This is a genomic window from Tepidisphaeraceae bacterium (assembly GCA_035998445.1).
GTDB lineage: Bacteria > Planctomycetota > Phycisphaerae > Tepidisphaerales > Tepidisphaeraceae > DASYHQ01.
On the sequence record DASYHQ010000049.1, the window covers coordinates 50,919 to 58,166 of the forward strand.

At 62.7% G+C, this 7,248-nt stretch carries 6 protein-coding genes; 3 read left to right on the forward strand and 3 right to left on the reverse strand.

Going from position 1 to position 7,248, the window contains the following annotated elements; all coding sequences use genetic code 11:
* Positions 1 to 303: 303 nt before the first annotated feature.
* Positions 304 to 1,173: a helix-turn-helix domain-containing protein gene (locus tag VGN72_18265; protein HEV7301314.1), complete on the reverse strand. Its 870-nt coding sequence runs from the start codon at positions 1,171 to 1,173 to the stop codon at positions 304 to 306.
* Between the two features lie 136 nt (positions 1,174 to 1,309).
* Between VGN72_18265 and VGN72_18270 the strand changes: the two genes are divergently transcribed.
* Both VGN72_18270 and VGN72_18275 read left to right on the forward strand, forming a co-directional pair.
* Positions 1,310 to 2,173, forward strand: coding sequence for a sugar phosphate isomerase/epimerase family protein (locus tag VGN72_18270; protein ID HEV7301315.1), 864 nt, complete (start codon positions 1,310 to 1,312; stop codon positions 2,171 to 2,173).
* Positions 2,174 to 2,253: 80 nt separating this feature from the next.
* Positions 2,254 to 4,086, forward strand: a complete 1,833-nt coding sequence (locus tag VGN72_18275) for a hypothetical protein (protein HEV7301316.1) — start codon at positions 2,254 to 2,256, stop codon at positions 4,084 to 4,086.
* A gap of 321 nt (positions 4,087 to 4,407) precedes the next feature.
* Here the strand turns inward: VGN72_18275 and VGN72_18280 are convergent, their stop codons facing one another.
* Positions 4,408 to 4,626, reverse strand: a complete 219-nt coding sequence (locus VGN72_18280; protein ID HEV7301317.1) for a hypothetical protein — start codon at positions 4,624 to 4,626, stop codon at positions 4,408 to 4,410.
* Between the two features lie 461 nt (positions 4,627 to 5,087).
* The gene (locus VGN72_18285; GenBank protein ID HEV7301318.1) at positions 5,088 to 6,107 is read right to left on the reverse strand and encodes an AraC family transcriptional regulator; all 1,020 of its coding nucleotides are present in this window, start codon (positions 6,105 to 6,107) and stop codon (positions 5,088 to 5,090) included.
* Positions 6,108 to 6,243: 136 nt separating this feature from the next.
* Between VGN72_18285 and VGN72_18290 the strand changes: the two genes are divergently transcribed.
* The gene (locus VGN72_18290; GenBank protein ID HEV7301319.1) at positions 6,244 to 7,029 is read left to right on the forward strand and encodes a phytanoyl-CoA dioxygenase family protein; all 786 of its coding nucleotides are present in this window, start codon (positions 6,244 to 6,246) and stop codon (positions 7,027 to 7,029) included.
* Positions 7,030 to 7,248 lie beyond the last annotated feature (219 nt).

A 7,248-nucleotide genomic window follows, 5' to 3' on the forward strand; every position in this document is an offset into this window, starting at 1 on the left:
TCTTTGAATACAAGCAACCGCTATTTCCACTTAATTTCTTGTCAAAAAGCGCCTGCGTTGTGTCAAATTTGAGCATTTAATGGCCGCATGTGAAGATCTTGGCAAACAGATCGATTTCCGTTTCACTTATTTTCATAGATGGAGACTGCCGTTGTTCACTGCTCAAATTTAACAAGGCGCGTTGATTGGGATGGGTAAATCAACGGACGTGATTATCCGTATGGAAGCATCGCGAGATAGCGACATCATGCGATTGAGGTCTGGATCTCAATCGTGGCCGTCATGGCAATTCGGTATCCGTGTTCAGGAGTCAGTCGAGGTCGGTGGGTTCCGCGAGATCCGGCACTGATCGCGGAATGCGCTGGGAGCCATCTCGGTGACGTGTTTGAACTGCTTCGAGAAGTGGTACTCGTCTGCAAAGCCGCACCGGTCGGCCAGTTCCTTGTTGCCGATCGAGGGATGCTGCACCATGAGCGCCTGCGCCAGGTTGATCTGCGACTGCAGGCGATACTGCGCCGGACCGATGCCAGCCAACTGCGTGAACCGCCGTCGAAACGTGTGGTAACCGCAATTCATCGCGACGGCGGCGGACTCCAACTCGGTGCGGGCCTGGCCTTCGCGCGCCTCCAGCAGCATGCGCGCCTGGTGCAGCCAACTGCGGTCGTCCTCATGCACGGTTCCGGCCCGGCGCGCCAGACGCATGTCTGCCAACAGGGCCTGCAACCGCCCCAGTTGAGCCAGAGATTCATCCGGCCCAGGCGCGATCACGTCGCCGATTACGTTGATCATTCGATTGACCCAATATTCCACCGGCAGCAATCGCCAGATCACGTCATCGCGTTTGACCAATTCCTCACGCTGCCACATGTCGATGAGCGGTCCATCGCAGGTGATGTAGCGTTCGTCCCATTCCTTGCCGGACGGCGCGCCGTAGCGGTGACGAAGTCCCGGTGGCAGGACCATCATGTCCCCTGGTCCCAGTCGGCGCCTGCCGGCATCATCCTCGTACTCACACACGCCGCGCGTGACGTAGACGAAGACCAGATCGGGGATGACCCGCATGGGCTGCCCCGGGCTGCGCACGTATGGCCCCGACCAGGAGATGCGGCCGAGCGGGCAGCCCGTCTCGCAGTGGTAAGGAAAGTCGACCGCCGGCCGTTTACCTTGAATCAAGTGTTACACTTCCTACGTAGAGGTGTTCGTTCACCCAGGGGCTCCCAATGGGATGCCTTGGGGTGTGGGCATGCACCGAACGATCTTCCGCTCTTATCGTATCGCGTCACGCGTGGGTCGCGAAGGGTCGGTTGATATGATCGCCGCGCATGCCTCGAATGGAATACACATGAAACTGAGTTTTTCAACACTGGGCTGCCCCGACTGGACGCTCGCACAAATTTGCGAGCAGGGCTCCGCCGCCGGTTTCTACGGCGTGGATTTTCGAGGGTTGGGGCCGGCCTTGGATATCACGACGCTGCCCGCGTTCGGTCCCCAGTTGCACCAGACCCGCCGCATGCTGGAGGATGCTGGGCTGGCAACCTCGGGGATCAGCTCCGGCATCTGCTTGTGCGAGCCCGATCGGCAGACTGCCAACGTCGAAGAGGCCCGCCGGACGATTGAAGTCGCGCGCGGCCTGGCCTGTCCCTACGTGCGTGTGTTCGGTGGGCGAATCGGCCAGTCCGATCGCGAGAGCGCCTCTAAGACGGCATTGAGTTGCCTTGCTGCCATCCTGTCGCTGCCCGGGGCGTCAGACGTGCAATGGCTGCTTGAAACGCACGATGACTGGTGCAATTCATCCCATTGCGCCCAGCTACTCGCCAGCGCTGGAGCGAACTCGCCCGTCGGGCTAACGTGGGACGTAATGCTGACGGTCGTTGAAGCTCAGGAACCCCCCGATGTCACCCTCCGCAACGCGGGCGACTGGGTGCGTTACGTGCATCTAAAGGATGCGCTGTACACCGAGCCTACCGTCGCAGCAGCGAAGCTCGTTCAACCCGGAGAAGGATTGGTGCCCCTGCCACTGGCGATTCACAGCTTGACCGAGCGCGGGTTCGATGGCTGGCTGATGTTCGAACACGAAAAGCGATGGCACCCTGAGTTGCCAGATCCTGCAGAGGCGCTTCCGGCGTTCGTCGATTGGATTCGGCGGGTGCTGGCGTTGCGCGCGCCGCACTAGGACCGTGCACGTGAAGCACCCTCGTCACACGGCGATCGTGCGCTAAGCCAAACAAAGAGATCTGTGAATTCGGAGACCCAATGAGCTCGATAGCCGCACAGGTCGACACGGTACTGGAACGCGCATCTATCGCCCCACCGAAGTCCACGGGGATCGACCGTCGATCCTATCTGGATTTGATCGCAATGATCCTGGACGCGGCGGCGCCATGGCAGGACGAGCGCGGCGCCATCATTGACCCCGTGGCAGGCGTTGAACACGGTCAGACCTCCTGCCGGTTCGTCGCGCCCGGTGCCGTGTTGCTATCGGCGGGCCGCGGTGAGCATTTGCGTGATCGCATCTTGTTGGGAATGGACTGGTGCTGCAGAAGGCTCAGCAGCGGCCAGGGGCAGTCGCCCGACTTCTGGATGCGAGAGTTGATGACAGCCTACATGCACCTGCCCGACGTCGACCCATCGCGCCGCGCACGATGGGCCGCGGACTTAAGTTCAGTGGACCCGGAATCGACGTACACGGCGATCTCGCGCGACGGGTCGCGTTTGTACGAGCTTCACAACTACACGGTTTACGCCGCCGCCGGTGAAGCGATGCGGGAGGTCGCGGGCCTGGGCCCCCCCGATGACGACGGCTCAATCGTGTGGGGCCGACGGTTCTTCGAGAAGTACATGCCGCCGCAGATGACTCACTTCACAGAGTACGGCATGTATCGCGATCCCGGCGACCCAATGACGTACGACATGACGACGCGCCTTCAGATCGCTGCCGCGCTATCCGTCGGGTTCCGGTCGCCAAGTGTGGCCCGCTTCGAGGAACTCATCAGGCGGGGCGCGCTGGCACAGTTGCTGTACGTTTCGCCGGATGGTTACGCGCCGTACGGCGGCCGATCGAATCAGTTGCACATGCAGGAAGCAATCCTGACGGCGCTGTGCGAGATCGAGGCACGGCGATACCGAACCGAAAACCCCAGCCTGGCCGGCGCGTTCAAACGACAAGGTCATCTGCACACGCGTTCGGTGCTCCGTTGGCTAGTCGGCATGTCGCCAATGCGGCACGTTAAAAACGGCTTCCATCCAGCGTCGCAGCACGGCTGCGAGTCGTATGCTAAGTACTCCGTCTACAGCCTCTTCACCGCCTCGTGCCTCGCGTTGGCATATCAATTTGCAGACGAACGCGTAGAGGAAGCGGCATGCCCGAGCGAAATCGGCGGGTACGTCTTCGACCTGAAGGGCGCCTTTCATAAGGTCTTCGCCGTCTGCCACGGAACGCAGGTCGAGATCGACACTGCGGCCGACCTTCACTATGACGCCACGGGTCTCGGCCGCTTCCACGTTGCGGGCGTCCCGCTCGAACTGGGTCTGTCTATGCCGATTCCCGCCCGGCCGAACTATCGGGTTCCTTGCGAGCTACTGCCCGAGACCGACCTCGCCATCGGCCCGGCATGGGTGATCGGCGACGCGTGGCACACCTTGGCCGCGTTGAATAATGGGCTGGACTCGGCGACGCGAGTCGAACACGAGAGCGAAGAAGACGTGCGGTTTGAGGTGATCTGGACACACGCGTCAACGGGAAGCCGGATTCGGCAGCGTTACCAGCTGACCGAAGGAATGTTGCGCATCGATGCGGACGTGCGTGCGTCGCAGCCGGTCAAGCGAATGCGATTCTTCGTGCCGCTCCTCAACACGAATGGCAACGTTGAAACCAAGGTCGATCTTCTGCCAGACCGCGCGACGGTGCGGCATCCAGGTGGGACGTACACCGTAGATTTCGCCAGCACGTATCACTCTCGCTTTGCTTCAAAGGTCGGCAATCGCAACGGGATCTACACGCCGTTAGTCTTGGAAGTTGAAGGGTCAACCATCACGTTGACCCTCCGCATGTCAAATCAACGCCGCCGTCGTAGGCAACGAGAGTAGCTGCGGCACGTCGATGTTGGTAGATGATCTACGTTACCGACGACCATCAGGGCTCGGAAGAGTACCTCGTCCGTCGACCGCCGATATCTCTGTGGTCATATACAGCGGCAACTTCCGTTACGAGACGATGGAAAAGGCCCGCGAGATCGGCGCGCAGGACTTTTTCGTGAAGGGCACCACCCTGTCACGTGGCCAAGCCGTACGATGCGCGAGCGCTGGTCGCGCTCGTCCGCTCCACCCGTCGGCATTTTCATGCGCGGGTGGTCAGCTTGAGGGAGTTGGCACCACACTCCGGGCATCTGCTCAGACTTCACCCCGGGCTCAACGTCCCGTCCGCCCCGCCGCCCCCGCGACCCTCGTGATCAGTTCGACCGGCTCGACCGGCTTGGCCGCGTGCATCTGGAACCCGGCCGACACGGCCCGCACGCGGTCCTCCGCCCGCGCGTAGGCCGTCAACGCCATGGCCGGGATGTCGCCCCCGTTGCCCTTGCCCAGCGCCCGCACGCGGCGGATCATCTCGTACCCGTCCTGGACGGGCACGTGCCGCCCAGGTTCAGCGCGAACGCGCCAACGCGATCGATCAACGACATCCTGCCACTCGATGGGGCTCGCCCTGTTGGACCCCACGCTGTCCCCGTCGTTGTCGCAGGACCGTAGCCTCCAATCGACGCCTTGAGGTACCGAGTCATCGAGAGCCATCGCTAACTTCATCTGCCGTGAGGTGCGCCGCGTCGATAAACCAAGGTAGTCGCTCATTCCCCCTGGCGGCGATGCGGACCGTGGCGCCAGCCGTGGTGGGATCGAAGTGCCAAATCGCGTTGATCGCGCCGATCTCCGCAATCCATTAACATCGCTTCGTCGCGCGTCCGAGTGAACGTCGCCTCCGGTCCCGGTATCGAATGGTTTGCCGCCATGGGTGCAGTCGTGTTCTTCTCGCTAATCCCATGGGAGCATTGGCAGTAGCGAGAAGCACTATGCCAAGCTGGGCGACTGCCTGGGAATCACAACGCCCGAAACGCCTGCGGCGTCAGGCCGGTCTGCTTCAGGAACGTGCGGTGGTAATGCTTTATGCTCTGAAATCCCGCCGCCGGCGCGATGACGCGCAGCGGTGAGTCGGTCTCGAGCAACAACGCCTTTGCCCGCGACACGCGCTGCGATTGCAGGTAGTGCGTGAGGGTCTGTCCGTTCCGCTGGCGGAACGCGCGGGAGAGGTGCGTTGGCGAGCAACCGAGATGCTTGGCCACCTGCGCCAGCCCAATGTCGCGCGTGAAGTGCTCGGCGATGTACCGCTGGGCGTCGCCGACGAGTCCGGCCTGCAGCTGGGCCGAGTCGCGGCGCAGCACGGGCAATAGTTCGGCGACGATGGCGCGAAACACGTCGGCGGTCGCGGGCAAGCTGAAGGTTTGAAGCAGTTGCGCGAGGCGGGCCTGGAACGGGTAGCCGATCGCGCTGTTGTCCGAGTCGAGCGTGAGCAGGCAGAGCGCCTCGACGAACTTCCGCCGAACGGTGTTGAGCTGGTTCCGGTGGCGCGACAGGACGATGCCGCTCCACGCGTCCAGCGCCTGCGGCGCGGCGGCATGGCCGGTGCGCAATCGGTGCAGGGCCAGCGCGCGCGCCTGCACCTCGGCCAGGTGCGTGAGCTCGTGATGCTCTGGGCCGAGCTGTCGCCGCCTTAGCGAGAGCACCGCCTCCTGGATCGTCCAGACGAGCCGGTCGGCAGCGGCACATTGCTGTGGGTCGCCGGTAACGGCGCCGCGCTCGCGCAACTGAGTGAGCGCCGCGTCCACCGATCCGCCGACCAGGACGTAGGCTATGCCCGGATGCACGCGCAACACGCGCGACCGCCGACCGAGCCGCGGAGCGGGCGTGCCGCTGGCGGGCCAATCCACCGCTATCACGTTTACGGGCAGTGCGAGCGACCATTCGTCCAGCATCGCCACGATAAGGCGCGTGGCCACCCTCGGGCCACCGTAGATGGCGTCGGCCAGCAACCCAAGAGTCTCGGTGCTAAATTCGGTCATACATCGGTTCATTTGCGTCCATTTTATTCCTGATTCTATGACTTATCTTATCCGTATCAAGATGATCGCCCGCTGAAGCGATGCGTGTCGCAGGGACGGAGGCGACCAGTCGTGGAATCGCATGAGAGGCATTGCAATGAGCATGGTGACCGAACCAAGCGTGTCGCAAGTGAGCGAGCAGGACGTCGCGGGCTATTGGAAGAACGGCTGGCTGGTGCTGCGCCGGCTGTTTACGGCCACCGAGGCGGCCGCGTGGGACGCCGAGTGCAAGCGGCTGCTTAGCCTGGACCTGGTGAACCCCGACAACCTGCGCACCGGGTTCCGCGTCGTCAATGGAAAGCCGATGATCGAGCGTTACGACCCGATCATCGACGTGTCGTCGGTCTTCAACAGCGTGGTGAACGACGAGCGCATCCTGTCACCGCTGCGCGCGATCTTCAAGGACGAGCCGGCGCTGTTCAAGGACAAGCTGATCTTCAAGCTGCCGGGCATGAGCGGCTACGGGATGCACCAGGATCAGTCGTGGTGGCAAATGTGCGCAGCCGACGACATCCTGTCGGTCAGCGTCGCGATCGACGGCGCCAGCACCGACAACGGCAGCATCGAGCTGTTCCCGGGGTATCACGGCAAGCTGCTGTCACCCAAGGCCGAGTTTCGGAACATGAACGACGAAGAGGCGAAGGCGATCGACCTGTCGACGGGCCAGTTGGCGGCGACGAAGCCGGGCGACGTGCTGATCTTCCACTCGCAGACGCCCCACCGCAGCGGGACCAACATATCGCAGACATCGCGGCGGAACCTCTACCTGACGTACACCGCCAGCCGCACGGGCAATTTGTATGCCGCGCATCGCGACCATTACAAGACCTACATCACCGCGAAGATGTCGGCCGAGGACAAGGCGAGGAAGTACTTCAAATGAACGGCTGTAGCGGCCAACGCGCGGCCGCGGCGCCGGACGCCAGATAGCACGTCGCCATGCACAGCAGCAACGTGAGGGCGGCCAGGAGGTTGAGGAGGCAACGCTTCACGAGCGTAGCCTGCACGCAGCGATAGGCGCACGACCAACGGAAAAAAGGCCGCCCTGGTAGGACGGCCCCTGTTGCCACCACCGCCCTACGCCGCCCGCCCCTCCTCCAGC

What these genes read in the sequence shown, in the direction of transcription:
- VGN72_18290 (HEV7301319.1), top strand. Translation starts at nt 6,244, where the DNA reads ATGAGCATGGTGACCGAACCAAGCGTGTCGCAAGTGAGCGAGCAGGAC.
- VGN72_18285 (HEV7301318.1), bottom strand. Translation starts at nt 6,107, where the DNA reads ATGACCGAATTTAGCACCGAGACTCTTGGGTTGCTGGCCGACGCCATC.
- VGN72_18275 (HEV7301316.1), top strand. Translation starts at nt 2,254, where the DNA reads ATGAGCTCGATAGCCGCACAGGTCGACACGGTACTGGAACGCGCATCT.
- VGN72_18270 (HEV7301315.1), top strand. Translation starts at nt 1,310, where the DNA reads ATGATCGCCGCGCATGCCTCGAATGGAATACACATGAAACTGAGTTTT.